The following is a 24,168-nucleotide window of genomic DNA, read 5'->3' on the forward strand; positions in this document are numbered from 1 at the left end:
CCGCGTGACTGCCCGGCCCTTCTGGGCCGGTACCCGTGCGGCGCAAAACGCGAATGATTTCGTGCACAGAGCTAGTTTCGGTTACGGGTGACTTTTATGACATCCGGCATAACGCGAATTTTGCGCATAATATTCGCCAGATGCACGCGATCGCGCGCCGTCAGGCGGATAAACGCGCTGTACACGCGACCATCTTTTTCTTCGGTAGTCAGATTCTGAATATTGGAAGAGGCGGTATTAATGGCCGCGGTGAGGTTCGCCAGCGCACCCTGGTGGTTAAACATATCCACCTTAATTTCGGTGATAAATTCCTGGGCGGTCTCTTTATCCCACTCGACGGCCATAAACTTCTCTGGCTCTTTCTGATAGCCACGAATGTTACGGCAGGACTCATGGTGAATGACCAGGCCCTTGCCGGGGCTGACGTGGGCGATAATCGGGTCGCCGGGAATCGGACGGCAGCACTTCGCAAAGGTAATCAGAACGCCGTCAGCGCCCTTAATCGGCAGATGACCGTGACCTGAAGAGGCGCCTTGCGTCGTGGCGGCGACGGTTTCGCCTTGTTGCAGGTTTTTGGCTACCACGACGCTCATTGCGTTGCCGAGGCCAATTTCCGCCAGCAGATCGTCAAGGCTGGCCAGCTTCATGCGTTCCAGTTCGCGCTGAATGCTCTCCTGCGGGATTTCAGCCAGTTTACGGCTGCCGCCGAGGGCATGGTTGAGCAGACGGCGGCCCAGGCTGACGGAGTCATCGCGCTTAAGGTTTTTCAACAGCTGGCGAATTTTGGCGCGCGCTTTTGAGCTGACGACAAAGTTCAGCCACGCGGCATTCGGACGTGCGCCCGGCGCGGTGATGATTTCCACCGTCTGGCCGCTGGAAAGCGACTGCGACAAGGGGTACGGCTGGCGGTCGACGCGCGCGCCGACGCAGGCATGGCCGATATCGGTATGCACCGCGTAGGCGAAGTCCACCGGCGTGGCGCCAGCGGGGAGTTCGACAATACGCCCTTCCGGGGTGAAAACGTAAATCTCATCCGGGAACAGATCGGATTTGACGCTCTCGATAAATTCAAACGAACTGCCTGCGCTTTGCTGCAACTCCAGCAGGCTCTGCATCCAGCGCTGGGCGCGGATTTGCGCGGTGGTGCTGCTTTCGCCGCCGTGCTCTTTATAGGCCCAGTGCGCCGCAACCCCCATTTCCGCCATCTGGTCCATGTCTTCGGTACGAATTTGTACTTCAACCGGGACGCCGTGCGGGCCGATCATCGAGGTGTGCAAAGATTGATAACCGTTCGCCTTGGGAATGGCGATGTAATCTTTCATCCGGCCAGGACGAGGCTTGTAAAGGCTGTGCATCTGGCCAAGCACGCGGTAGCAGGTGTCAGAATCCTGCACAATCACGCGAAAGGCGTAGATATCCATAATCGAGTGAAAACGCTGCTCTTTCAGCACCATCTTGCAGTAGATGGAGTACAGATGCTTCTCGCGACCGCTGACGCGACAGGGGATTCCCGCTTCCTGTAAACGTCCTTCGATTTCAGAGAGGATCTTTTGAATCATCTCTTTACGGTTGCCGCGCGCCGCTTTGACGACTTCTTTGATGACGCGATAGCGGTTAGGATACAGCGCTTCAAAGCCCAGCTCTTCGAGCTCGGTTTTGATGTGGTGAATACCTAAACGGTGGGCCAGCGGGCTGTAGATCTCCAGCGTTTCGCGGGCAATGCGGCGGCGTTTATCCGGGCGAAGCGAGCCCAGCGTGCGCATGTTGTGCGTGCGGTCGGCAAGTTTGATCAGGATGACGCGGATATCCTGCACCATCGCCATAATCATTTTGCGAAAGTTTTCGGCCTGCGCCTCTTTCTTATCGCGGAAGTTGAGCTTATCAAGCTTCGATACCCCCTCTACCAGCTCAGCAACGCTTTTGCCAAAGAGCTGCTCCATATCCTGGTAGGTGGCAGGGGTATCTTCAATCACGTCATGCAGTAGCGCAGCCATCAGCGTTTCATGGTCGAGTTTCATCTCGGCCAGAATGCAGGCTACCGCTACCGGGTGCGTGATATAGGGTTCGCCGCTTGAACGTGTCTGGCCCTCGTGAGCGTCACGTGCAACGAGATATGCCTGCCGAAGACGCTTAATTTGCTCTTCCGGCAGGTAATTTTGAATCAGCTGATTCAGGCTTTCAAACAGATACAAGGGCTACCCACTGCGTGATTAACGACGGCCTTCAGCAATAGCGGTAACGGCTTGTAATTCAGCGGCTTCCTGCTCTTGCTGTTCTTGACGATCGCGAACGTCGAGGATCTGGTTGTTGATCAGACCTTCTTCGATTTCGCGCAGCGCAATAACGGTAGTTTTATCGTTTTCTTCCGCTACCAGCGGATCTTTTCCGCCAACCTGCATCTGACGAGCGCGACGCGCGGCGACCAGTACCAGGTCAAAACGGTTACCAATTTTCTCTACAGCGTCCTGAACAGTTACGCGTGCCATACTTAAAATGCTCCACAGATGAAGAAATGACTGGGCATGATACTGAATGTGGGTTCAGTCTGCCAACAGTTTGGTGATTAAAGCGCCATGTCGCTGCTTTTGGCGGCTCATGCGCAGACGTTCGGCGCGAATAATGTTTTTCAGATCGCTCAGCGCGGTATCAAAATCATCATTCACAATAAGGTAATCATATTCCGCGTAATGGCTCATTTCTGCAACAGCCTGAGCCATACGTTTTGCGATCACCTCTTCGCTGTCCTGGCCGCGGCCACGCAGGCGACGGTCAAGCTCATCTTTTGACGGCGGCAGAATAAAGATACTGCGCGCGCCAGGCATTTTTTGACGGATTTGCTGAGCGCCCTGCCAGTCGATATCGAGGAAGACATCGACGCCGGTTGCCAGTACCTGCGCGATGGTTTCGCGCGAGGTGCCGTAATAGTTGCCAAAAACTTCCGCGTGCTCAAGGAATGCGTCTCTGCTAATCATCGCTCTGAAATCGTCGTGATTAACAAAGAAATAGTGTTCGCCGTGCACTTCACCCGGACGCGGCGCGCGCGTGGTATGTGAAACAGAGACCTGGGTGTCGTACAGCGGTTGGGTTTTCAATAAAGCCTGAATCAGGCTGGATTTACCCGCGCCACTTGGGGCGGAAACAATATAAAGCGTGCCTTGAGCCATGAGAGTCTTTTGTATGTGATTGTCGAAAGAGATACTACATACGAGCCTATTATACACGGCGCCGCACCGTGACGCAGTCCCTGTCACACTTTTTGCTTCTGTTTCTTTCATTTTGCCAGCCGTTTCCCTGATTTCGTCGTGTAATGCGCAGAAGACAGACAAAGTCCGGAAGCCCGATCGCAGCGTGATAAATCCGTCGTCGCCGAAAAAAACCGCCTTCCTGCAGAATGTTCGTGGGTAAACAGGAGGTGGAGTCATGCATAAATGGGTCTGGGTGATTGGCACGTGGGCGGTGGCTGGATACGGGCAGGCTGCCTGTCCTGAATGGCCGCAGGCGCAGGCCATTCAGGAGGTATATCGTCTGAACCAACAGGTGACTGCCTGGAACAATGCGTACTGGCGACAGGGAAGTAGCGGGGTCAGTGATGAGGTATACGACCAGCTTTCGGCGCGACTCATGCAGTGGCGGCGCTGTTTTTCGCTGGTATCGCCCGCAGATAGCGATGATGTGCCGCCTGCAAGCGGAGAGGTCAGGCATCCGGTCGCCCATACCGGCGTGCGTAAACTGGCCGATAAATCGGATGTTGCGCGGTGGATGCACGGTAAAAAGGATCTCTGGGTGCAGCCGAAGGTGGACGGTGTCGCCGTGACGCTGGTGTATCGTCGCGGGCGGCTGGTACAGGCCATTAGTCGGGGAGATGGGCGAGCCGGGGAGGCGTGGACCGCAAAGGTACAGCAGATTCCCGCAGTGCCTAAGGTAACGGAGGGGGAACTGGCGAACAGCGTGCTGCAGGGGGAGCTTTTCCTGCAGCGCGACGGGCATGTGCAGAAGCAGATGGGAGGAATGAATGCCCGGGCGAAAGTGGCTGGTGCTCTGCTGCGCCTCGATACCCCGGCGCAGCTCGCGGAGTTGGGGATTTTTATCTGGGCATGGCCAGATGGCCCTCAGGACATGGGCCAGCGACTGGCCCTGTTGCGCAAGAGTGGATTTATCCACAGCGCATATTTTACCCAGCCTGTTACGGATGTGCAGCAGGTGGCACAGTGGCGAGAGCGCTGGCTAACCTCGCCTCTGCCTTTTGCTACCGATGGCGTGGTCGTCCGCCGTAGTCAGGAGCCTGCCGGGCGATTGTGGTCGCCTGGGCAGGGTGAATGGGTCGTTGCATGGAAATATCCGCCGGCGTCGCGGTTAATGGAGGTGCGCGGCATCCACTTTCGGGTCGGGCGCAGCGGCAAAATTTCCGTCGTTGCTCTGCTGGATCCGCAGCGCCTCGACGACAAGCGGGTTAAGCAAGTCAGTATCGGGTCGGTTTCCCGCTGGAGGCGCCTGGATATTGGCCTCGGCGATCAGCTACAAATCAGTCTGGCCGGTCAGGGCATTCCGCGCCTCGACAGCGTAGTGTGGCGGTCGGCGCAGCGTACGAAACCGCAGCCTCCCCCGGAACGGTTTACCCCGCTGACCTGCTATTTCGTCACGCCGGGGTGTGATGCGCAGTTTCTCTCACGGCTTATCTGGCTGTCGTCAAAACCGATTCTGAATCTTGATGGCGTGGGCGAGTCAGTGTGGCGCACGCTACAAGATGCGCGGCCGCTGGATCACCTGTTCTCGTGGCTGGCATTAACGCCAGCGCAGTTGCAGGAGATTCCGGGGATAACCTCCGGGCGAGGGCAGCGGCTGTGGCACCAGTTTAATCTGGCGCGCGAGCGGCCTTTTTTGCGCTGGATCCAGGCGATTGGCGTACCGATACCCCGGGTGGCGCTTGCTGGCCTGGCGGGGGAAAACTGGCAGCAGCTACAAGAACGTACCGAGGAACAGTGGCAGCGTCTGCCGGGCATGGGGGCCGGGAGAGCGAGACGGCTGGTTGCCTTTCTCCGGCACCCGGATGTTGCCGCGCTGGCGCAGTGGCTCAGCGGGCAACATATACCCGGGTTTTGAGGGGATCAGTGGGCGTTATGGTTGTAGTGAAAGACGGGCAGCCCCAGCTTCCAGCGCAGTGCCAGCAGGCGAGCGGTAAAGCCAAACAGCAAGGTGGAGACAACCACCACATCGTGGCTACTGACGTAATGCTGCAGGGCAATATAGAGAATAGCGGCCGCAAACGAAATGCCGGCATACAGCTCCTTCTGGAAAACCAACGGGATGCGCTTACAGAACATGTCCCGCAGTACGCCGCCAAATACGCCGGTAATCACTGCGGCGATGGAGGTGATCACCGGCCCTTCTCCCATATCCAGCGCGATTTGCGCGCCGATAATGGAGAACACCACCAGACCCAGGGCATCCAGGACCAGGAACAGACGGCGCAGATGGGGCATGACCGGCGCAGCAATGGTCGTTAACACTGCCGCGACGGCAACGATAATGACGTATTCCGGATGCTTTACCCAGCCCAGAGGGTAGTGGCCCAGCAGGATATCCCGGACTGAGCCGCCGCCCAGCGCGGTGGCGGTAGCAATAATGATGACGCCAAAGGTGTCCATGCGGCGGCGCCCGGCTGCCAGAGCGCCAGTCATAGCCTCTGCCGTAATACCGATAAGATAAAGAATATGAAGCAGCATAGAAGATCTCCCGGATGATGGCGCGGAGATTAGCGATTTGTGCGACAGATCACGATTGAAATTTTCTAAGGTGAGTCATTTTGACCAAGATAAAGTAATGAATTTAATCTCTTCATATCAGATATAAAAGGTTTTTTTCTAAATTTTTCATCTTCATTCATTAGAAAAAATAATGATTTCTATTCCCTGGCGAGTTTTATTCAATGCGCTATTAATACTCAATATTTAACCTCCGGGCTTTATCATTTTATTGTCCCCAGCTTCCCGGCAACGGTAAAGGTCCGATGCAGTTGGCTACCAGCGATGGTCTGGGCTGGCATACGGTGGTAATGCTGCTGGTGTTAAAATTGTTGTTATCCTGGTTGTGTTGCGGGGGCATTTATCGCCTGTAGGGCACTGGATAGAAAGTATTTTTTCTGCGCGATATGTGCAAATGACAATGGACGGAGAATCCGTCCTTTTAAACGGTAGTGCTCAGGGAGTTTTGAGCGACAGGATTACAACGTTATTGGTCGTTACTGGCGATCCGCCATGATCAACAGGTTGAAATCAGGATCGCCAGTTTCATTAAGCTAATATTAAGCTTTCGGCATTTACACTAAAGCGCTCAAGCACTAGTGATTAACAGGAACAGGACGTTATGAATCATTCACTCTCGAGATATCTGGCTTCCGCTACATCTGCATTAATGTTTTTTGCCATGAGTTCTTTACCTGCGATGGCGGAACAGAAAACGACTGCTAAATCCGATATTGTCTCTGTTCTGGCGGCAGATCATGGGTTAAGCGAAGCGGCTCAGCAGTATTTGCTGCATTATAAATCAGTCAGTGGAGTGGATGGGAAGACGATTCGCACTGATACCGCTGCGGTGTTTATTCCATTCGGTTCAACTCCGGAAGGGGGATGGCCTGTTGTCGTGTGGGCCCACGGAACCGTTGGTGTGGCTAATGCCTGCGCCCCTTCATTAAATGTGCGCAGCGTTCGGGATAAACAGTATCTTAATACCTGGCTGTCACTGGGTTTTGCTATTGTGGCGCCCGATTATCCAGGACTGGGCTCCAGCGGATTACACCATTATCTTAATGCCAGAGGAGAAGCCTGGAGCATTCTCGATGGCGTTCGCGAGTCTCTCAAAGAATTTCCATTGAAGAACGAAATTATTCTTGTGGGGCAATCTCAGGGGGCACATGCGGCGTTTTCAGCGGCAGGGTATCAGCCACAGTACGCGCCTGACCTTAATATCCGCGCAACGATACTCACAGGTACACCCTATTTTTCCAAAGGCACGAAGGCGAGCGATATTCTGCATTCCGTTGATGGTAAAGCGGTGCAGGGGGGCGATCCAAAAATTCCTTATCTGTTCTATATCTTTTTGTCGGCAGCGGATCTGCATCCGGAGTTAAAATCCTCTGATTATTTCCAGGATAAGGCGCTACCGGTACTCGAACAGGCTAATCATTTGTGCATCACGGCACTAACAGAGCAGGTGATGGAGCAAGGACTCAATGCCGGGAATTCGCTGAAACCAGCCGTTGAGTCACTGCTTGAAACCAGTATTGACGCTATGATTTACCCGACGCTCAGGATTGACCATCCGGTCTTTATTGGGATGGGTAGTGTTGATGTGAATGTCCCTACCATGATGCAGGAACGTTTTGCCAGAGCGGTAAAACAGGCAGGGACACAGGCGGAGGTTCATGTTTATCAAGGGTTGGATCATAGCGGAACCGTTAACCCATCATTGCGTAATTCGCTGCCTTTTGTCCTGAATGTACTAAAGGAAAAGCACCATCATATAAATTAGATGTTGGTGAGAAGAATATGACGGGCAGTGGCTGATATCAAAATAGCTATTCTTATCTGCCAGCCTCGCCGATAAATAAACCGCAGCCCTCTTTTGTGAGAGCTGCCATGCTCAGGATACTCTTCCCTCGTGTGGCAAGGCATGGGGAGCCCGGATCAGCAGAAAAAGTTCGCTATGACACGGGCTTCCTGATTTTTCGACGGTAGCTGGATCAGATGTTGAGTTGTATTTTATTGTATTTGATTTAAGTGAATTTTTTATAATTACCTTTTTTGGACAGTTTATCAGAGGAAGAAATCATTACTTTCCTGAGTGAGCGATATCCGTCGCCGCTGGCTATCGGAAGACGTAAAACAGAAATTAGTGGAAAAAATTGGCGTCATAAACAGGTTGAACGACTATCTGATTTTCGTTGGCCGATACAAACGATAGAAATAATTGACGGCAAAGAACGGGGCGCATGGCAATATCGGTAAAAAGAGATAAAATTTGCCTGGAATAAATATTCTGCATGCGCCTGCAGAGAGCGAGAGAATCAGGATGACTTTGTGAAAAATGCCGGCGTAATGATCTGTCAGGGTTAAACAGGGATTTTATTCATCACAACCCATTTCAGATGGGATTAACAGATGAGGAGTAATCCCATGAAGTATTACTGAATTCTGCACTACGCTGAACGTGGGACTGATACGTCAGGAGGGCATCGTTACCGTTGGGTAAAAATTTTTTCCATTTTTATTCTGGCTCCATCCAGGTAGTACTGAAATCAAACCAGCCCAGATTATTCAGATGAATGCCCACAGCCTGGTCTGGTCCTTTCAGTCGCATCCAGTGATGGAATAAAGGTTGCAGCCATCCTTTACTGACTACATTCTGCATCAATTGTTCAGAATCGAGCACCCCGGCACGCCAGTGCTGTAACCAGTCATTGAACAACGGAGTATCCCCACCTGATATTGAATGTTTTAATAATGGCATCCCCAGCAGCCACACACCCACATTCCAGGTTTCCGGTACAGCAAAATTTACCGTACCCAGCCAGAGATCGGCCTCTGCTTCTCCTCTGGCCCAGCGATCATAGTCCAGTTGTATGATATCTAAGTGGATCCCCTCAACAGCCAGCATTTTTTTCATTTCAGCAGCCAGCATCGGATATTCCGGATGCTGTTGATGATATGCGAGACGTAACCTCAATGCGGGACTATCCGTCCCGGTGGCAAAAGGCATCAGAGTCGGGCCATTGTCCATACAGTGGAACCAGGTCGGTAGCAAGCTCCCGGTAGGCACCCAAAAGGGACGGATCTTTTCATCCAGTCGTTGGGCCAGCGAATAGGGATTTAGTTTTTCTCTGATCCAGCGCCTGCGCTCCAGAGCGCCCCAATGGGGTGAGCGACTGTCACACAGTAAAAAATACCCGCCCCGCTCAAGAAACATTTCCTGGAATAAATCAGAAGGTTTCCCTGTTAAACCCACCGCGAGACCAGAGGCGAAGTCGATGTCACTGATACTGGAGCTTAACCAGGCGGACGAGCTCACATCCAGGATTGGTCCACCACCTGTGTCATTTCCCACGGACGGCCGGGAGACAGCATCGCTCGTCAGATGTTCCCGGTTAGCGGGCTGCCCCAGGTCAGGCCATACAATCACCTCGATCTCATCAAGTAACCCCCGGAAACCAAAATAATGATCAAAAGCCCGCATAAGTAAATGCCATTCATCATTCTCACAAACCATATAGGGGCCGGTGCCGACAGGTTGGGCAGCAAAATTATCCCGTATAGCGTGGTCGGCAGGTAAAATCATGGCTGCCGGATCGGCTAATAGTTGCGGCAATAAATGATCCGGTTGGGTCAGTTCAATAGTGACGCTTAATACACCATGCTCATCAATTTTTTTTAGATGTGAAAACAGCGGCAATTGAGCACAGCGGGTTAATGAGACCACCACATCCTGGCTGGTGAGCTCACGTCCATCGTGAAATCGCACGCCAGGCCTCAAGAAAAAGCGCCAGTGCAAAGGATCAAGCATGCGCCAGTAATGGGCCAGATCTTTTTCAACTACCCCACTTTCGTCATTAATACGGGTGAGTCCATTAAATATTTGTCTGACCAGATGGAGTTCCGAACGACGAAGTGGCGTACCCGGATAGAGATTGGGCATAGTGCGATAATAGGGAATACGTAACGACTGGTAATCATCACGGATGTTATATCCTAATCTGGCCCGCAGCAACGGTGCGATGAGGTGCTTTTCAGCCCCAAGTAGCTCAAGAGCAGCACCAAAGTTACCGGATTTCAACAGATGTTCAGCTTTTTCCATCCGCAATTGCTGTTCGCTGCACAACAGCCGTAGCCGGGCTTGATGGCCACGTCCCGGACTGGCATGCCACTCCAGCCAATGACGGGCTTGCATATCGACCAGCAGTGAACGCATGTGGCGCTTGCTGCAACAGAGCTTATCCGCCAGGCCCTGTAGCGTGATGTTCTCTTCTCTGTGGGGAAACAGAGTCAGCAGGCGTAAATACTGATGTTCAAGCCGTTGACCATACATAAAAGAGGAACCTTAAAGGGAAAAAGACAGCAATTTTTAATCTCATCGTTTTAGTCCATTATTTTTTCGACAGCAAGGAATACTGATCGAGATGCCACAAATAATGGATGTACCCTGCTGCCAGGACACATATCGGAGCCGGATGCATCAGATGGTTACTGAACCGATGGACATGGTTTAGTTTCGCAATCACCGATACTTTTCACCGCTGTGCCGGTAAAAGTGGCGAACTACTTTAGCTCAGGAATATGAAATGACCCTACATCTGAATAAAGACACTACTGTCTGCATGTCTCTCGCCGCAAGACCCAGTAATTTCGGGACGCGTTTTCATAATTATCTGTATGACGCCCTGGGACTTGATTATCTCTACAAAGCGTTTACCACCACCGATTTGGCGAGTGCTATCGCCGGCGTTCGGGCTCTGGGTATTCGCGGTTGCGCCATCTCCATGCCGTTTAAACAGGACTGTATCGCCCTTGTGGATGAATTAGACGCGTCTGCTAAAGCCATTAATTCAGTGAATACCATTGTGAATACTCACGGTTATCTGAAAGCCTATAACACGGATTATATTGCTATCACCACGTTGCTAAGGCAATTTCGGGTGCCAACCAGTCTGGTCTTCGCGCTGCGCGGTAGTGGTGGAATGGCCAAAGCAGTGGCTTGTGCTCTGCGAGATACTGGATTCAAAAAAGGATATATCGTCGCGATTGACGAAGAGAGTGGCCGCAGTCTGGCTGAATTATGTGGTTATGAATGGCGTCCGGATATGGAAGGGTTACAGCCAGGGTTATTGATTAACGCAACGCCGATTGGCATGACCGGCAGCGAAGACGCCGACAAAATGTCTTATACCCCAGACGAAGTCGATGCAGCCGACATTATATTCGATGTGGTCGCAATGCCGGAACAAACACCGCTGATACAATACGCCAGAGCAAAAAATAAAGTCGTTATAACCGGTTCCGAAGTATTTGCTATTCAGGCGGTAGAACAATTTGCCTTGTACACGGGGATTCGGCCCGACAAGGAGTTATTCCGTCAGGCCGCCGCATATTCCCGACAATAAATAATGAAATAACACTATTTCCCTGTGACGATAAAGCAATAAAAAAAGCCTTAATCCTTAATAGAATCATCGAAAAGAAGGCGTACCCTATGAACAAACGTATTATTGCCATCACTGCTTGTCCCACTGGCGTGGCGCATACCTTTATGGCCGCAGAAGCCCTGACTGTTGCGGCCACGAAGCAAGGATATTGGGTCAAAGTAGAAACACATGGATCGGTGGGAGCAAAAAATGAATTAACCACTGCTGAGATTGCATCTGCCGATGTGGTCATTATCGCCGCCGATATCGACGTCGATTTGTCCCGTTTCACGGATAAACGACTTTATTGCACCAGTACTGGCGCAGCACTGAAAAAACCTGCCCAGGAAATTGCTCAGGCCCTTGCCTCGGCAACGCTCTATGGTGGTAGGGATGCGAAAAAACCAGCACCGTCGCTAAAAGCGGAACTGCCGGGAGTATACAAACATTTGATGACTGGTGTATCTCATATGTTGCCGCTGGTGGTGGCTGGCGGCCTGTGTATTGCGCTCTCGTTTGTTTTTGGCATTCAGGCTTTCAAAGAGCCAGGCACGCTGGCAGCGGCTCTAATGCAAATCGGCGGGAAGGCGGCTTTCGCACTGATGGTGCCGGTACTGGCCGGTTTTATTGCATTTTCTATCGCTGATCGCCCCGGACTGGCACCTGGACTGATTGGAGGTATGCTTGCCAGCAATAGCGGTGCGGGTTTTCTAGGCGGTATAGTGGCTGGTTTTCTGGCGGGTTATGTTGCTAAGTATCTGGCAGAGAAAATTCGCCTGCCGCAGGCAATGGATGCGTTAAAGCCTGTACTGGTGATTCCATTGTTGGCGACACTGATTACCGGACTGGTGATGATTTATGTGGTGGGAGGCCCGGTTTCCGCCGCTATGTTGGGATTGACCACGTTCCTGGCCGGTATGACGACCGCCAATGCCGTGCTACTCGGAATTTTGCTGGGGGCGATGCAATGCTTCGATCTTGGTGGGCCGGTCAATAAAGCTGCATACACTTTCGGCGTTGGGTTGCTGGCGTCCCAGTCTTATCAACCTATGGCGGCGATCATGGCTGCCGGTATGGTGCCAGCATTGGGAATGGGCGTCACTACCTGGCTGGCAAAAGCTAAATTCTCCCAACAGGAGCGTGAGGCTGGCAAAGCATCTTTTGTGCTGGGCCTGTGCTTTATCTCCGAGGGGGCCATTCCCTTTGCTGCCCGAGACCCAATGCGCGTGATCCCGTCGACGATGGCTGGCGGTGCACTGGCCGGTGGTTTGTCGATGTTTTTCGGCTGCACGCTGATGGCTCCTCACGGCGGGCTGTTTGTGCTGGCGATCCCTCATGCTGTGGGGCATGTTGCAATGTATCTGGTTTCTATCATCGCCGGTACAGTACTGACTGGTATTATGTATGCTGTACTTAAACCGACAGCGCAGCTACAAATAGCGGAATCCTGAGGGCTGAACGGGGACCTCACTCTTTCAGAGAGCCCAGGAAGGAATCCTTGAGTGGCATACCCGTTATAAAAGAATCAGATGCAGTTCACTTTCAACCTGGATCGATACTCTCTCGCCGTTTTGTCGTCACGGATGGCAGCGCGGGGATGCAATCATGTGAAATTCTCTGGCATAAAAAAAGCCCGTTATTACGCGGGCTTGGTGCTGCCGGTGAGATATTGCGAGACTTGATGAGTTCGACCAGCAATTTACTCGATATTCTGGATCTGCTCGCGCATTTGCTCGATCAGGACTTTCAGTTCGATGGCGGAATTGGTCACTTCGGCATTAATGGATTTCGATGCCAGTGTGTTCGACTCGCGGTTAAATTCCTGCATCATAAAGTCAAGACGGCGGCCAACGGCTTCTTTCTTCTTCAGGATGTTCCAGGTCTCTTTTACGTGCGCTTCCAGGCGATCCAGCTCTTCGGCGACGTCGATACGCTGCGCCATCAGCACCAGCTCTTGTTCGAGACGGTTGTTTTCCAGCTGTACTTCCGCATCTTCCAGTCGGGAAACCAGGCGCTCGCGCTGCCACTGTAAGATTTCCGGCATATGAGCGCGCACTTTGGCGACTTCGGCGGTGACGCCTTCCAGACGCTGCTCAATAAGCGCTTTCAGCGCCTGACCTTCGGTCTCGCGGGCAACGATAAAATCATCCAGCGCACCGTTCAGGGCCGACAGAATATCGGCGGCAATCGCATCGAGATCCTGTTCCTGAGCGGCCATCACGCCAGGCCAGCGCAGAATATCAACCGGGTTGATTTCGCCTTCGTCGCTCTGCATCTTGACCCAGTTGGCGGCATTGACCAGCTGTTTTGCAAGGCTTTCGTTCAGAATCAGCTCGCCCTGGGCGCTGGGATCCTGCTCAAAACGTAAGGTACATTCAACTTTGCCACGGGTCAGACGTGAACGAATACGCTCACGCACGACAGGCTCCAGGCTACGGAACTGCTCCGGCAGACGGAAATAAGTTTCCAGATATCGTTGGTTTACCGAGCGCAGTTCCCATGCGGCGCTGCCCCATTCACCCTTGATTTCACGCCGGGCATAGGCGGTCATACTGCGGATCATAGACGTTCCTGTTTTTAAAGGAGAGTGAGGTGGATTATAGCTTTCAGGGCCTTATCAGGATAGGAATAAGCGAGCATTATCCGTATAGACACGTTATCCTTCTGGCAGCCCCTCTGTTGGCGGCCTCGCTCCGCCCTGGGCGCCAGTCATCGATGCTGTCAGGGGCGCGTCACCTCATGCATCCCGCATGATTTTGTGTATAATGCGCGCCACATTCGTTTCAAGCCGGAGAGATCATTATGCGTCCAGCAGGTCGTAGCGCTAATCAGGTGCGTCCCGTCACCCTGACCCGTAACTATACAATACACGCAGAAGGCTCCGTGCTGGTCGAATTTGGTGACACCAAAGTGTTGTGCACCGCATCGATCGATGAAGGCGTACCGCGCTTCCTGAAAGGCCAGGGCCAGGGGTGGATCACGGCAGAATACGGCATGCTGCCACGTGCAACCCATACCCGTAACGCGCGTGAAGCCGCGAAAGGGAAACAGGGCGGCCGCACCATGGAAATCCAGCGTCTGATTGCCCGTGCGCTGCGTGCAGCGGTCGATCTGAAAGCGCTTGGTGAATTTACCATTACCCTCGATTGCGATGTTTTGCAGGCAGACGGTGGCACCCGTACCGCATCCATTACCGGCGCCTGCGTGGCGCTGGCCGATGCGCTGAATAAGCTGGTGGCGACCGGCAAGCTGAAAAGCAATCCAATGAAAGGGATGGTCGCCGCAGTTTCCGTTGGTATCGTCAATGGCGAAGCGCTTTGCGATCTGGAATATGTCGAGGATTCAGCGGCGGAAACCGATATGAACGTGGTGATGACCGAAGATGGCCGCATCATTGAGGTACAGGGCACCGCGGAAGGCGAGCCGTTTACCCACGAAGAGCTACTCACCTTGCTGGCCCTGGCCCGCGGGGGTATCGAATCCATTGTCGCGACGCAGAAAGCGGCATTAGAAAATTAATTTTAAGGGCGGCTGATGAGTCGCCCTTTTTTTTACGTTTTATCCTTCATGCGGTCTTTCTCGGCTGCCATACGCGACCAGCTCACAGCGTTATCGACGTTTCTGTGCCGCCTGATGACGCGTGAAGAATTTGGCGTAAACCTAAATAATGAAAAGTAAGATGAGGAGCGAATCCATGAAACCGTATCAGCGCCAGTTTATTGAGTTTGCGCTTAACAAGCAGGTACTTAAGTTTGGCGAATTTACGCTGAAATCCGGGCGTAAGAGCCCCTATTTCTTCAACGCCGGCCTGTTTAATACCGGGCGCGATCTGGCACTGTTAGGCCGTTTCTACGCCGAAGCGCTGGTCGATTCCGGAATTGATTTCGATCTGCTGTTTGGGCCGGCTTATAAAGGGATCCCTATCGCGACGACTACCGCGGTTGCGCTGGCGGAGCACCATGATCTGGATTTGCCTTACTGCTTTAACCGCAAAGAAGCCAAAACCCACGGCGAGGGGGGCAACCTGGTCGGCAGCGCTCTGCAGGGGCGCGTCATGCTGGTTGACGATGTGATTACCGCAGGCACCGCGATTCGCGAGTCGATGGAAATTATTCAGGCGCACGGCGCGGAACTGGCTGGCGTACTGATCTCTCTGGACCGCCAGGAACGCGGCCGCGGCGAAATCTCCGCGATTCAGGAAGTCGAGCGCGACTACGGCTGCAAAGTGATTTCTATCGTGACGCTGAAAGACCTGATTACCTATCTGGAAGAGAAGCCGGAGATGGCTGAGCATCTGGCGACGGTACGCGCTTACCGCGAAGAGTTTGGCGTATAAGTCAAAAACCCGGAGGCGACAGGCCCCCGGGCTTTCAGTTATTGCAACTGTGCGGCGACCAGCGGCCAGCGGGCGTCAAAATCATCCGTCGGACGATATTTAAACTCGCTGCGCACAAAACGCGACAGCATGCCTTCGCAGAATGCCAGCAGCTGGCTGGCCAGCAGCGCCTCATCGATGGTGTAGCCTTCACCTTCCCGCATTTTCTTCTCACGCATGACCTGACGCAACTGAACCTCAATACGCTCAAACAGCTGGTTAATCCGCCCCTGAAGGCGATCCTGTTCAAACATCAGCGCATGGCCGGTCAGAATTCGCGTCAGCCCAGGATTACGCTCACCAAACCCAAGAATCAGCAGCACAATCAGACGCAGACGCGCCGATGTGTCTTTTTCATCTTTTAAAATCAAATTGATGCGCGTAATCAGACTGTCTTCGATAAACTCAATCAGGCTATCGAACATGCGGGTTTTACTGGGAAAATGACGGTATAACGCCGCTTCGGACACGCCGACAGACGCCGCCAGTTTCGCTGTGGTAATGCGCTGACTTCCATCGCTGGATTCAAGCATCAGGGCCAGAGACTGAAGTATTTCTTCGCGACGATTCCTTTTCGCAGTTTGTTTTTCTGCCATGTTTTAAAATACCCCTGAAAATAAGCACTTGTCAGGCAGACATCCACAAAGCGACCGCAAACGGTCGTTTGCGGCGATGTTATTGCATTAGTGCACTTTGGGATGCGGATTCGATGTGGTCGGGCTTATGCACGCCCTGAGTGACCAAAGCCACCTTCGCCACGTTCGGTGGCGTCAAAATCTTCCACCAGGTTAAATTCCGCTTGTACGACGGGTACAAAGACCATTTGAGCGATGCGCTCGCCGGGCTCAATCGTAAAGCTCTGCTGGCCACGGTTCCAGACGGAAACCATCAGCTGCCCCTGGTAGTCGGAGTCGATAAGGCCAACCAGGTTGCCCAGAACCACGCCGTGCTTATGACCCAGCCCTGAACGCGGCAGAATCACCGCCGCCAGAGACGGATCGGCGATATGAATAGCCAGGCCGGTCGGCAACAGCGTGGTTGCACCCGGAGCCAGCTCTACGGCGTCGTCGAGACAGGCTCGCAGGTCAAGTCCGGCGGAGCCGGAGGTGGCATAGGTCGGCAGCGGAAATTGCTGGCCGACACGCGGGTCCAGAATCTTAACGTCGATTTTTTTCATCATAACGGGTCACGATCTCGTCGAGTAATAATTGGCCAAGGAGTTCTTTACGCTCAAGTGGTAAGCGCTTATCTCCATCCTGCCAGAAAAGGTGTAATGCGTTGCTGTCGCTGTTAAATCCTTGATCAGGCTGCGAAACATCGTTAGCGCAAATCAGGTCGAGATTTTTGCGCGCGCGTTTTTGCCTCGCGTATTCTTCCACATTATTCGTTTCGGCGGCAAACCCTACGACAAAAGGCCGATTGGCCGCGAGTGCTGCCACCCCGGCAACAATATCCGGATTTTTGACCATTCTGAGGGTGAGCTCATCACCTTGCTTTTTAATTTTTTCTTCAGCGATGGCGACGGCACGGTAATCGGCTACGGCGGCGCAGCCAATAAAAATCTGCTGCTGCTGAGCGCTTTGCTGGACCGCAGCTTCCATTTCCAGCGCGGTCGTGACATCGATACGCCGGACAAACGGCGGCGTCGGTAATGCGACCGGCCCGCTCACCAGCGTGACGTTCGCCCCGCGGCTGGCGGCCGCGGCGGCAATAGCAAACCCCATCTTGCCGGAGCTGTGGTTAGTAATATAACGCACCGGATCCAGCGGTTCACGCGTCGGGCCCGCGGTAATCATGATGTTGAGATGTTGCAAATCTTTGACAGGCGAAAAATGCGCGGCGGCTAAATCTACAATCGTCATCGGATCCAGCATACGGCCAGGGCCAATGTCGCCGCAGGCCTGGCTACCACTGTCCGGACCCCAGAGCAGCAGGCCGCGTGAGGCGAGTACCTCGAGGTTATGCTGCGTGGCCGCTGCGCGGTACATTTGCTGATTCATCGCCGGGACAACGGCAACCGGGGAAGGGGTCGCGAGGCAGATGGTGGAAACCAGATCGTTGGCCATACCGGCGGCGACGCGGGCGATCAGATCGGCGGTTGCCGGGGCGAGGATAACCAGGTCCGCCCATTTGCCCAGCTCAATATGACCCATCGCTGCTTCCGCTGCCGGATCGAGCAGACTATCGGAGACCGGATAACCAGACACCGCCTGCAGGCTCAGTGGCGTAATGAAGGCTTTGGCGGCTTCCGTCATGGCGACGCGCACATCCGCGCCACGGTCACGCAGGCGGCGCACCAGTTCCGGCGTTTTATAAGCAGCAATGCCGCCGCTCACGCCAAGAACGATCTTTTTACCAGCCAGACTCATCATGATTCTTTCCTGTTGCAGTACACCAGAATCCGCGCATCTTACCACAATCCCGTCGTCGTCGCGTGGCTGCCAGGCATTCACTTTGCGAGGCGCTACGCAAGAGGTAGATGCGCCAGTCGGCAGCGCCATCGGGCTGTGCCAGGATGGGGGCATGAGAAGGAGAGGCCCTATGGATGCACCGGAACCCCTGATGCCACGGGAAAAAATGTGGCTTTACGGTATTGAAACGTTGTCGGATGTCGAGCTGCTGGCGCTGTTTTTACGCACCGGAACGCGGGACAAAGATGTCATAACGTATTCGCATGACCTGCTACAGCGTTTTGGTTCGCTGTATGGCCTGCTGTCAGCAAATAAAGCGCAGTTTGAGACGGTCGAGGGGATTGGCCTGGCGAAATATGCTCAGCTAAAGGGGGTTGCCGAACTGGCGCGGCGTTATTTTAGCCTGCGGCTGGTTGAAGAGCCTTCTCTGGCCACGCCGATGATGACGCTGGAGTTTTTGCAAAGCCATCTCTGCGATGAGGAGCGGGAGATCTTCATCGTGATCTTTTTAGATAATCAGAACCGGGTATTGAAACATAGCCGGCTTTTTTCTGGTACTCTTAGCCACGTAGAGGTGCATCCACGAGAAATTGTACGTGAAGCCATCAAAGTGAACGCCGCTGCGGTGATCCTTGCACATAATCATCCGTCCGGCAGTCCCGAGCCGAGTAAGGCCGACAGACTGATGACCGAACGTGTGGTAAAGTGTTGTGGTTTCATGGATATACGAGTACTCGATCATCTCGTAATCGGCCGCGGTGCGTATGTATCTTTTGCCGAACGCGGCTGGATTTAGCCCCGATCACGCGATCCAGCGGGATCTTTGTCTGTTCGGGACTTGAGCACATCGCCGAGTCAGCGTATACTACGCCACCTTTGAGAATCTCGGGTTTGGCATTTGGGCCTGGCAATCGATGGTTCACTTAGAACTGCGATGACCGGGCTGTAAAGCCTGACGAGGCGCCGATACCCCATACGAAGCTCGAGCTAATTTGATTTTTGGAGAATAGACATGTCCCGAGTCTGCCAAGTTACTGGCAAGCGTCCGGTGACCGGTAACAACCGTTCCCACGCACTGAACGCGACCAAACGCCGTTTCCTGCCGAACCTGCACTCTCACCGTTTCTGGGTTGAGAGCGAAAAGCGTTTTGTCACCCTGCGTGTATCTGCTAAAGGTATGCGTGTTATTGATAAGAAAGGCATCGATACAGTTCTGTCTGAACTGCGTGCCCGTGGCGAAAAGTACTAAGTACTAAGAGGAAATAAATCATGGCTAAAGGTATTCGTGAGAAAATCAAGCTGGTTTCTTCTGCTGGTACTGGTCACTTCTATACCACCACGAAGAACAAACGTACTAAGCCGGAAAAACTGGAACTGAAAAAATTCGATCCAGTTGTCCGTCAGCACGTTTTATACAAAGAAGCTAAAATCAAATAATTTTAGTTTCCTTGTAAAGAAAACCCCGCTCCGGCGGGGTTTTTTGTTTTTGTCCGGCAGAAACCGTCGGATAAACCCTGCCGGGAATTTGCTTCCCTACCGTCTGTTGCTGCAGCACAATACTCTGGGTTAACGGAGGAAAACGAATGCCTGAATTACCTGAGGTAGAAACCAGCCGTCGCGGCATCGAACCACACCTGGTGGGCGCGACCATTCTGCATGCTGTTATTCGCAACGGGCGCCTGCGCTGGCCTGTCAGTGAAGAAATCTATCGTCTGAGCGACATACCGGTGCTGAGCGTGCAGCGGCGTGCCAAATATCTGCTGCTGGAGCTTCCCGGCGGCTGGATTATCATCCACCTTGGGATGTCGGGCAGTCTGCGTATCCTGATTGAAGAGCTGCCGGCAGAAAAGCACGATCATGTTGACCTCGTGATGAGTAATGGCAAGGTCCTGCGCTATACCGACCCACGCCGCTTTGGCGCCTGGCTGTGGACCCGCAGTCTGGAAGGGCATCCTGCGCTGGCGCACCTTGGCCCAGAGCCCTTGAGCGATGAGTTTACTGCCGACTATTTGCAGCAGAAGTGCGCGAAAAAGAAAACCGCCATTAAGCCCTGGCTGATGGATAACAAGCTGGTGGTCGGGGTAGGCAATATCTACGCCAGCGAATCGCTGTTTTCGGCCGGGATCCATCCCGATCGGTTAGCGTCTTCGCTCTCGCGCGAAGAGTGCGAGCTGCTGGTCAAAGTGATTAAAGCGGTGCTGCTACGCTCGATTGAGCAGGGGGGCACGACGCTGAAGGATTTCCTGCAAAGCGATGGTAAGCCGGGCTACTTCGCCCAGGAGCTGCAGGTTTATGGCCGCAAGGGCGAACATTGTCGCGTTTGTGGTACGCCGATTACGGCCAGCAAACATGCGCAGCGGGCAACGTTTTATTGCCGCCAGTGCCAGAAGTAAAGCGTGGTGGTTGCGTTGAGCCCGGCTCGCGCTGTGCTTAGCCAGGCTGCAGGTTTTCAGCCGTCTGCGGACGGATAGCCCGGACAAGGCGCGTCAAGCGCCGCCTCCGGGAAGCGGGTCCTACAGCTTTTTCAGCAGCGCCTGGTGTACGTTGGCCGGCAGGAAGTGGGACACATCCCCCTGGTGACGCGCCACTTCTTTCACCAGCGATGAAGAGATAAACGACCACTCTTTGCAGGGCATCAGGAAGACGCTTTCCAGCGTTGGCATCAGGTGGCGATTCATATGCGCCAGCTGCATCTCATATTCGAAGTCGGCTACCGCGCGTAACCCGCGAATCAGGATATTCGCCTGCTGCGCGCGGGCAAAATTCGCCATCAGATCGCTGAAACCAATCACCTCGACGTTAACCAGATGCGCCGTTGCCTGCTCCGCCAGCGCAATACGCTCGTCGAGCGTGAACATCGGTTTTTTACTCGGGCTGGCGGCAATAGCCAGCAGCACCTTGTCAAACATGCTGGCGGCACGCGTGACGATATCGATATGCCCGTTGGTAATGGGGTCGAAGGTACCCGGATAGATCGCTTTTGTGCTCATAATTACACTTTCTCTGAATAGCCGCGGCTCAGCGCCCACAGCTCGGTGTATTTATTAAACGTATACTGCGCGTTGACCACGGCGAGTAGCCAGCCCTGTTTACCATCCAGCACGCCGCCGCGCAGCAGCAGCGTTTTGACAAAAGCCCCCAGCGTATGGCCGAAGATGCTCGCCAGAGAGGTCGTCTTCCCCTTCTGATGGCGCTCTCGAGCCCATGCAGAGGCATAGGCCAGCTGCTTTTGCTGGAAGCCGGAGAAGTCGCGGCAGGTCAGATGCAGTAAATCGCCCGGTAGTTCGATAACCTGCGCGCCTTTGGCATCAAGCGATTCGTGCACCAGATTATTGTTATAGCGGAAACGCCTGCGTTCGTACAAACGCATGACGCGGTCGGGATACCAGCCGCTATGGCGCATAAAGCGGCCAAGGAAATAGTTACGTCGGGCGATACTGTAGACGGCGCCGCTCTGAGGGGCCTCCAGGACGCGGCGAAGCGAGTCGGCCAGCTCCGGCGTCACGCGTTCATCGCTGTCAATCATCAGCACATAGTCGCCGCTCGCGTAGTCCTGGGCGCGCTGACGCTGAATACCGTAGCCTTGCCAGTCGCTGTTGACGTAGACCGTCGCGCCGAGGCTGCGGGCCAGTTCGACGGTGTTATCGCTACTGCCGGAGTCCAGCAGTACGATTTCATCGGCCCAGTCTACGGAGGCCAGGCAATCTGCCAGCAGATCCGCCGCATTTTTGGCGATCATCACGACGGACAGTCGGGTCGACATCAGTGGCTCCGCTGCGGCAGATAGGGTTGCAGTAACTGTAGCAGACGCGAGAGCGCGCCCTGGTTTTGATGCAAGACTTCCACCGCGTGGCGGCCATACCACAAACGATAGTCTTCATCGGTGAGCAGATTGGAGACCTGGGTGACCAGCGAATTGACGTCGGTGACCGTAATCAGGCCATCATCCTGCTGCAACCTGGCGCAAATATCTTTGAAGTTGAACGTGTGCGGACCCATCAGTACCGGGATGGCATGCGCCGCCGGCTCCAGCGGGTTGTGACCGCCGCGCTCAACCAGGCTGCCACCGACGAAGGCGAGGTCGGCAATGCCGTACAGTAGCATCAGCTCGCCCATGGTATCGCCGATCACCACCTGGGTGCTGTTCGACGGGATTTCGCCGGTGCTGCGTAGCGTGAAGCTCATCCCCGCTTTCTGCACCATTCCTCGCGCGTCGGCGAAGCGCTCAGGGTGGCGAGGGACGAGAATCAACAGCAGGTCAGGGAAGGTATCGAGCAGCTTCCTGTGCGCCTGCAGAATAATTTGTTCTTCGCCGTCGTGGGTACTGGTGGCTATCCAGACTTTGCGGTGCGGCGCCCACTGGCGGCGGAGAGTAATCGCGCGTGCGGCCAGCTCTGGCGTCACGGAAATATCAAATTTGAGGCTGCCGGTGACCGCCAGCTGGTTGCGCTTCAGGCCCAGAGCCAGAAAGCGATTGCCGTCTTCTTCATTCTGCGCCGCAATCAGCGTGATGCGACTGAGCAGCCGACGCATAAATTTCCCCAGTCTGGCGTAGCCTTTGGCGGAACGTTCCGACAGACGGGCGTTGGCGATGACCAACGGGATTTTACGTTTGTGCAGCGCGGCGACCATATTCGGCCACAGCTCGGTTTCCATGACGATAACCAGCTTCGGTTGCACCGTGTTGAGGAAGCGGTTCATTGCGCAGGGCAAATCGTAAGGCAGATAGACATGGTGAACATCTTTGCCGAAGGCGGACATGGCGCGCTCTGAGCCGGTCGGCGTCATGGTGGTGACGGTGATCGGCAGCGAGGGGTAGCGGTGGCGCAGCGCACGCACGAGCGGGATAGCGGCAAGCGTCTCACCCACGGAAACGGAATGCAGCAGAATCCCATCCGGCGCTACCTTGTTTTGACAGAAGCCATAACGTTCCGCCCAGCGTTTACGATAGGCAGGGGCTTTACGGCTGCGTAATAATAGTCGCAGCCACACCAACGGCTGTATAAGGTAGAGTAAAGTGGTATAAAGCAATTCCAAAGGATATATCCGTTTTTTTGTTTCAGCGGGCAAATTCTAAGCATTTAGTGTGCTTAAAGCTATCTCTTAAGGCGCTTTTGCCGACGGTGAGCGCAGGGCATCTACCGTAGCAGCATAAACCTCGGCAATGCTGACGCCTTTTATCCCGCTTTGATCTTCTGGCGAGCGAATGAACTGATGGATCGCCTGATCCTGAATCGGGGCGGCGCCATCGATAGCACTCTGGCTTCCATACAGCCCCACGCTGGGTGTTTTCACGGCAATGGCAATATGTAACGGGCCGGTATCGCCGACGACCAGGGCCTTAAACCCAGCCACTTTTGCCGCCAGCTGGATAAGGTTTGTTGTGCCGGCGACATTTTTAACTCTGTCGCTCGCGACCGACATGCCTTCAATAATGCGCTGATTCAGGGCCTTCTCGCCCGCCGCGCCGATCAGCTCAATCTGAATAGTGTCATGATTGCTGATAAGTTGCTCGATCAACCGTGAAAAATTTTCCTCCGGCCAACATCTTTCAGGCGTGGATGCCCCGGCATGAATCCCGATAACGGGGATATCGTGATGCTCAGGCGTAAAGGGTGCCGGAATAAACATCTCTTCTGATGGCGTGTCGATGCCAACGGCGTTCAGCAACTGGGTTTTCTGATGTATCAGATGGATATTGCCATTTTGCCTGTTATCGTAAAACGCGGACAGATACGGCGCCAGGAGGAAATCCGCTCTTCCCTGATAATCGTTGTAATACACGTCTTTCAGGATATAGCGGGAGCGAGCCAGAGACGCGGCGATGATATCGTAGGGGGTGTGTGAATGCAGAATAAATGTTGCATCAACGCCATGGCGACGCAACGTTTTTGCCAGCGGCAGCATGCCGTTGACTTTGCCGTTCCAGTACAGAATCTCATCGAAGAGCGGGCTGCCGGTGGCCAGGTCCTTGTTACGCTGATTGATAACCAACAGCAGCTTTGCATCCGGCCAACGGGCTTTTATGGCCCCGATGGCGGGCGTATTTAACAGGAAATCCCCTAACGCCGTTGTCGAAAATACCGCAATGGTATTCAGTCGTTCCTGCGCTGAAAAACGGGCAATTTTTTTTACGCTATAGCCGGTTGCCTTCAGGATAGTGAGGAAGACGCCAGCGGCGACTTGTTTCGCAATTTTACTCATACATCTCC

Annotated in this window: 23 protein-coding genes and 1 pseudogene; 11 read left to right on the forward strand and 13 right to left on the reverse strand. The window is 53.9% G+C overall.

Annotation, left to right across the window (positions count from 1 at the left end):
* Positions 1 to 71 precede the first annotated feature (71 nt).
* From spoT to gmk, 3 genes are read right to left on the reverse strand one after another with little or no spacing between them, the layout of a single operon-like run.
* A complete protein-coding gene (gene spoT, locus Electrica_RS00455) occupies positions 72 to 2,192 on the reverse strand; it encodes a bifunctional GTP diphosphokinase/guanosine-3',5'-bis pyrophosphate 3'-pyrophosphohydrolase (RefSeq protein ID WP_100682885.1) in 2,121 nt (706 codons plus the stop codon).
* An 18-nt stretch (positions 2,193 to 2,210) separates the two neighbouring features.
* Entirely contained in the window at positions 2,211 to 2,486 is a 276-nt protein-coding gene (rpoZ, locus tag Electrica_RS00460; RefSeq protein WP_006817787.1) for a DNA-directed RNA polymerase subunit omega, read from the reverse strand.
* Positions 2,487 to 2,540: 54 nt separating this feature from the next.
* Positions 2,541 to 3,164, reverse strand: a complete 624-nt coding sequence (gmk, locus tag Electrica_RS00465; RefSeq protein WP_141963026.1) for a guanylate kinase — start codon at positions 3,162 to 3,164, stop codon at positions 2,541 to 2,543.
* Between the two features lie 256 nt (positions 3,165 to 3,420).
* Between gmk and ligB the strand changes: the two genes are divergently transcribed.
* Positions 3,421 to 5,100 (forward strand): NAD-dependent DNA ligase LigB, encoded by a 1,680-nt coding sequence (gene ligB, locus Electrica_RS00470; RefSeq protein ID WP_141963028.1) that lies wholly within the window; start codon positions 3,421 to 3,423, stop codon positions 5,098 to 5,100.
* Between the two features lie 5 nt (positions 5,101 to 5,105).
* Here ligB and Electrica_RS00475 read toward each other — a convergent pair whose 3' ends face one another.
* Entirely contained in the window at positions 5,106 to 5,723 is a 618-nt protein-coding gene (locus Electrica_RS00475) for a trimeric intracellular cation channel family protein (RefSeq protein WP_141963029.1), read from the reverse strand.
* Between the two features lie 230 nt (positions 5,724 to 5,953).
* Here Electrica_RS00475 and Electrica_RS28730 point away from each other — a divergent pair.
* A pseudogene (locus Electrica_RS28730) lies at positions 5,954 to 6,099 on the forward strand (chloride channel protein); the annotation flags it as partial.
* Between the two features lie 264 nt (positions 6,100 to 6,363).
* A complete protein-coding gene (locus tag Electrica_RS00485) occupies positions 6,364 to 7,527 on the forward strand; it encodes a lipase family protein (protein WP_141963031.1) in 1,164 nt (387 codons plus the stop codon).
* 735 nt (positions 7,528 to 8,262) lie between these two features.
* Here the strand turns inward: Electrica_RS00485 and Electrica_RS00490 are convergent.
* Positions 8,263 to 10,077, reverse strand: a complete 1,815-nt coding sequence (locus Electrica_RS00490; protein WP_131049314.1) for an SgrR family transcriptional regulator — start codon at positions 10,075 to 10,077, stop codon at positions 8,263 to 8,265.
* Positions 10,078 to 10,330: 253 nt separating this feature from the next.
* Here Electrica_RS00490 and Electrica_RS00495 point away from each other — a divergent pair, with 253 nt between their 5' ends.
* Together Electrica_RS00495 and Electrica_RS00500 are read left to right on the forward strand one after the other, a co-directional pair.
* Positions 10,331 to 11,149, forward strand: coding sequence for a shikimate 5-dehydrogenase (locus Electrica_RS00495; protein ID WP_100682890.1), 819 nt, complete (start codon positions 10,331 to 10,333; stop codon positions 11,147 to 11,149).
* Between the two features lie 89 nt (positions 11,150 to 11,238).
* Entirely contained in the window at positions 11,239 to 12,621 is a 1,383-nt protein-coding gene (locus Electrica_RS00500) for a fructose-specific PTS transporter subunit EIIC (protein WP_131049315.1), read from the forward strand.
* A gap of 248 nt (positions 12,622 to 12,869) precedes the next feature.
* On the opposite strand, the gene Electrica_RS00505 is transcribed toward Electrica_RS00500, so the two are convergent.
* A complete protein-coding gene (locus tag Electrica_RS00505) occupies positions 12,870 to 13,733 on the reverse strand; it encodes a YicC/YloC family endoribonuclease (protein ID WP_131049316.1) in 864 nt (287 codons plus the stop codon).
* 239 nt (positions 13,734 to 13,972) lie between these two features.
* Here Electrica_RS00505 and rph point away from each other — a divergent pair, with 239 nt between their 5' ends.
* Positions 13,973 to 14,689 (forward strand): ribonuclease PH, encoded by a 717-nt coding sequence (gene rph / locus Electrica_RS00510; protein WP_131049317.1) that lies wholly within the window; start codon positions 13,973 to 13,975, stop codon positions 14,687 to 14,689.
* A 175-nt stretch (positions 14,690 to 14,864) separates the two neighbouring features.
* Complete coding sequence (pyrE, locus tag Electrica_RS00515; RefSeq protein ID WP_131049318.1) at positions 14,865 to 15,506, forward strand: orotate phosphoribosyltransferase; 642 nt, start codon at positions 14,865 to 14,867, stop codon at positions 15,504 to 15,506.
* Between the two features lie 38 nt (positions 15,507 to 15,544).
* On the opposite strand, the gene slmA is transcribed toward pyrE, so the two are convergent.
* The 3 genes from slmA to coaBC all read right to left on the reverse strand — a co-directional run bounded on the left by slmA (position 15,545) and on the right by coaBC (position 17,914).
* On the reverse strand, positions 15,545 to 16,141 hold the full coding sequence (gene slmA / locus Electrica_RS00520; RefSeq protein ID WP_004868952.1) for a nucleoid occlusion factor SlmA: 597 nt from the start codon (positions 16,139 to 16,141) through the stop codon (positions 15,545 to 15,547).
* 125 nt (positions 16,142 to 16,266) lie between these two features.
* On the reverse strand, positions 16,267 to 16,725 hold the full coding sequence (gene dut, locus Electrica_RS00525) for a dUTP diphosphatase (protein ID WP_004868951.1): 459 nt from the start codon (positions 16,723 to 16,725) through the stop codon (positions 16,267 to 16,269).
* Positions 16,703 to 17,914 (reverse strand): bifunctional phosphopantothenoylcysteine decarboxylase/phosphopantothenate--cysteine ligase CoaBC, encoded by a 1,212-nt coding sequence (gene coaBC / locus Electrica_RS00530; RefSeq protein ID WP_131049371.1) that lies wholly within the window; start codon positions 17,912 to 17,914, stop codon positions 16,703 to 16,705. The genes dut and coaBC overlap by 23 nt, the downstream gene beginning before the upstream one ends.
* Positions 17,915 to 18,086: 172 nt before the next feature.
* Here coaBC and radC point away from each other — a divergent pair, with 172 nt between their 5' ends.
* The 4 genes from radC (at position 18,087) to mutM (ending at position 20,349) form a co-directional block, all read left to right on the forward strand.
* Positions 18,087 to 18,752, forward strand: coding sequence for a RadC family protein (gene radC / locus Electrica_RS00535; RefSeq protein ID WP_141963033.1), 666 nt, complete (start codon positions 18,087 to 18,089; stop codon positions 18,750 to 18,752).
* Between the two features lie 216 nt (positions 18,753 to 18,968).
* The gene (gene rpmB, locus Electrica_RS00540; RefSeq protein ID WP_002436699.1) at positions 18,969 to 19,205 is read left to right on the forward strand and encodes a 50S ribosomal protein L28; all 237 of its coding nucleotides are present in this window, start codon (positions 18,969 to 18,971) and stop codon (positions 19,203 to 19,205) included.
* Positions 19,206 to 19,225: 20 nt separating this feature from the next.
* Complete coding sequence (rpmG, locus tag Electrica_RS00545) at positions 19,226 to 19,393, forward strand: 50S ribosomal protein L33 (RefSeq protein WP_003024094.1); 168 nt, start codon at positions 19,226 to 19,228, stop codon at positions 19,391 to 19,393.
* 146 nt (positions 19,394 to 19,539) lie between these two features.
* On the forward strand, positions 19,540 to 20,349 hold the full coding sequence (mutM, locus tag Electrica_RS00550) for a bifunctional DNA-formamidopyrimidine glycosylase/DNA-(apurinic or apyrimidinic site) lyase (protein ID WP_100682895.1): 810 nt from the start codon (positions 19,540 to 19,542) through the stop codon (positions 20,347 to 20,349).
* 120 nt (positions 20,350 to 20,469) lie between these two features.
* On the opposite strand, the gene coaD is transcribed toward mutM, so the two are convergent.
* The 4 genes from coaD to Electrica_RS00570 form a co-directional block, all read right to left on the reverse strand.
* Positions 20,470 to 20,946 carry a pantetheine-phosphate adenylyltransferase gene (gene coaD / locus Electrica_RS00555; RefSeq protein ID WP_100682896.1) on the reverse strand — a complete coding sequence of 159 codons (477 nt, stop codon included), beginning with the start codon at positions 20,944 to 20,946 and terminating at the stop codon, positions 20,470 to 20,472.
* Positions 20,947 to 20,948: 2 nt separating this feature from the next.
* Positions 20,949 to 21,719 carry a glycosyltransferase family 2 protein gene (locus Electrica_RS00560; protein ID WP_131049321.1) on the reverse strand — a complete coding sequence of 257 codons (771 nt, stop codon included), beginning with the start codon at positions 21,717 to 21,719 and terminating at the stop codon, positions 20,949 to 20,951.
* Positions 21,719 to 22,993: a lipid IV(A) 3-deoxy-D-manno-octulosonic acid transferase gene (gene waaA, locus Electrica_RS00565; protein ID WP_100682898.1), complete on the reverse strand. Its 1,275-nt coding sequence runs from the start codon at positions 22,991 to 22,993 to the stop codon at positions 21,719 to 21,721. Before waaA ends, Electrica_RS00560 begins: the two co-directional genes overlap by 1 nt.
* Positions 22,994 to 23,059: 66 nt before the next feature.
* Positions 23,060 to 24,160: a glycosyltransferase family 9 protein gene (locus Electrica_RS00570; protein ID WP_100682899.1), complete on the reverse strand. Its 1,101-nt coding sequence runs from the start codon at positions 24,158 to 24,160 to the stop codon at positions 23,060 to 23,062.
* Positions 24,161 to 24,168: the final 8 nt, after the last annotated feature.

The organism is Klebsiella electrica, from assembly GCF_006711645.1.
Lineage (GTDB): Bacteria > Pseudomonadota > Gammaproteobacteria > Enterobacterales > Enterobacteriaceae > Klebsiella > Klebsiella electrica.

Excerpts from the sequence above, each read along its gene's own strand:
- rpoZ (WP_006817787.1), bottom strand. The coding sequence starts at position 2,486 with ATGGCACGCGTAACTGTTCAGGACGCTGTAGAGAAAATTGGTAACCGT.
- gmk (WP_141963026.1), bottom strand. The coding sequence starts at position 3,164 with ATGGCTCAAGGCACGCTTTATATTGTTTCCGCCCCAAGTGGCGCGGGT.
- ligB (WP_141963028.1), top strand. The coding sequence starts at position 3,421 with ATGCATAAATGGGTCTGGGTGATTGGCACGTGGGCGGTGGCTGGATAC.
- Electrica_RS00475 (WP_141963029.1), bottom strand. The coding sequence starts at position 5,723 with ATGCTGCTTCATATTCTTTATCTTATCGGTATTACGGCAGAGGCTATG.
- Electrica_RS00485 (WP_141963031.1), top strand. The coding sequence starts at position 6,364 with ATGAATCATTCACTCTCGAGATATCTGGCTTCCGCTACATCTGCATTA.
- Electrica_RS00490 (WP_131049314.1), bottom strand. The coding sequence starts at position 10,077 with ATGTATGGTCAACGGCTTGAACATCAGTATTTACGCCTGCTGACTCTG.
- Electrica_RS00495 (WP_100682890.1), top strand. The coding sequence starts at position 10,331 with ATGACCCTACATCTGAATAAAGACACTACTGTCTGCATGTCTCTCGCC.
- Electrica_RS00500 (WP_131049315.1), top strand. The coding sequence starts at position 11,239 with ATGAACAAACGTATTATTGCCATCACTGCTTGTCCCACTGGCGTGGCG.
- Electrica_RS00505 (WP_131049316.1), bottom strand. The coding sequence starts at position 13,733 with ATGATCCGCAGTATGACCGCCTATGCCCGGCGTGAAATCAAGGGTGAA.
- rph (WP_131049317.1), top strand. The coding sequence starts at position 13,973 with ATGCGTCCAGCAGGTCGTAGCGCTAATCAGGTGCGTCCCGTCACCCTG.
- pyrE (WP_131049318.1), top strand. The coding sequence starts at position 14,865 with ATGAAACCGTATCAGCGCCAGTTTATTGAGTTTGCGCTTAACAAGCAG.
- slmA (WP_004868952.1), bottom strand. The coding sequence starts at position 16,141 with ATGGCAGAAAAACAAACTGCGAAAAGGAATCGTCGCGAAGAAATACTT.
- dut (WP_004868951.1), bottom strand. The coding sequence starts at position 16,725 with ATGATGAAAAAAATCGACGTTAAGATTCTGGACCCGCGTGTCGGCCAG.
- coaBC (WP_131049371.1), bottom strand. The coding sequence starts at position 17,914 with ATGAGTCTGGCTGGTAAAAAGATCGTTCTTGGCGTGAGCGGCGGCATT.
- radC (WP_141963033.1), top strand. The coding sequence starts at position 18,087 with ATGGATGCACCGGAACCCCTGATGCCACGGGAAAAAATGTGGCTTTAC.
- rpmB (WP_002436699.1), top strand. The coding sequence starts at position 18,969 with ATGTCCCGAGTCTGCCAAGTTACTGGCAAGCGTCCGGTGACCGGTAAC.
- rpmG (WP_003024094.1), top strand. The coding sequence starts at position 19,226 with ATGGCTAAAGGTATTCGTGAGAAAATCAAGCTGGTTTCTTCTGCTGGT.
- mutM (WP_100682895.1), top strand. The coding sequence starts at position 19,540 with ATGCCTGAATTACCTGAGGTAGAAACCAGCCGTCGCGGCATCGAACCA.
- coaD (WP_100682896.1), bottom strand. The coding sequence starts at position 20,946 with ATGAGCACAAAAGCGATCTATCCGGGTACCTTCGACCCCATTACCAAC.
- Electrica_RS00560 (WP_131049321.1), bottom strand. The coding sequence starts at position 21,719 with ATGTCGACCCGACTGTCCGTCGTGATGATCGCCAAAAATGCGGCGGAT.
- Electrica_RS00570 (WP_100682899.1), bottom strand. The coding sequence starts at position 24,160 with ATGAGTAAAATTGCGAAACAAGTCGCCGCTGGCGTCTTCCTCACTATC.